Source organism: Halorubrum sp. C191, from assembly GCF_002727095.1.
In the GTDB taxonomy this organism is placed as follows: domain Archaea; phylum Halobacteriota; class Halobacteria; order Halobacteriales; family Haloferacaceae; genus Halorubrum; species Halorubrum ezzemoulense.
On the sequence record NZ_NHNZ01000162.1, the window covers coordinates 1 to 865 of the forward strand.

Genomic DNA, 865 nt, shown 5'->3' on the forward strand with positions numbered 1-865 from the left:
TTTCAGAATGCGATCGTAACCGGGGACAGGTGGGGCGCCGTCCTGAGCGACAGGCTGGTGGCCGGTAATCTGACGGGTGGTGTCGTCGTCAAGAAACAGTCGCGCTGTCGCCCGGACTACCTGTTCGTCCAGTTCGTTCATACGAATCGTATAATCGAGTGGTCAATTATACGTTTGGCTGGTATTGGACGAGTAAAATTCTGTACGCTGAGTTGGTAGCGTGAAGTTGACGGGTGATTACTGGAACGCGCGGTCAGAAGTATTGTTTTGGGTGGTGTCTTCGGTATCGTCAGAGCCGAACAGCTCTCCGAGCCCTTCGTCATCGGTCCGGTCTTCAGCTTCTTCGCTCGCGCCGGGGTCGGTTTCGTTGTCGGGGTCGCTAGTTATTTGATCGTCATCCTCGGTATCTTCGTCGTCGAGGAGGGCCATCTCGCTAACGCGGGTGAGTTCGGCCCAGAGAGCGAGGGCAATGTCGTCGATGGTGACGCCGTCGTGGGAGTTGTGGAGTTCGCTGAGCAGGGTGACGAGTTGTTGCTGGAGGTCCTGAGTGGTCGCGGAGTCAGCGTGGCTGCCGACGATGGCGTAGCCGACGACCTGCTTGATTTGTTCGCCCTCGCGCTCAACGGTAGCGAGTTGTGCGGTGATATCCCGGTGGACTTGCTGGAGACCATCGTCGAGTAGACGACTGTTGGTCAGCGGAGAATTGCCAGTGTCGTCTGCGGTGGGATCCTCGTCGGCGTCGGTGTCGGTGTGGGCGTGAGGCATGAGCGTATGTTTGGCCTGTCGTGTACAGTGTCTCTCGTTCGACCGGTGATTCAGTTAGTTTCTCAGCTTTGAACGTTAGCGTCGGCTGTTGAGTGAACGA

The 865-nt window shown here is 57.2% G+C and carries 1 protein-coding gene; it reads right to left on the bottom strand.

Annotated elements, in window-relative coordinates; translation table 11 throughout:
* Positions 1-237: 237 nt before the first annotated feature.
* Positions 238-765, bottom strand: a complete 528-nt coding sequence (locus Z052_RS14795; protein ID WP_099289205.1) for a hypothetical protein — start codon at positions 763-765, stop codon at positions 238-240.
* Between the last annotated feature and the right edge of the window lie 100 nt (positions 766-865).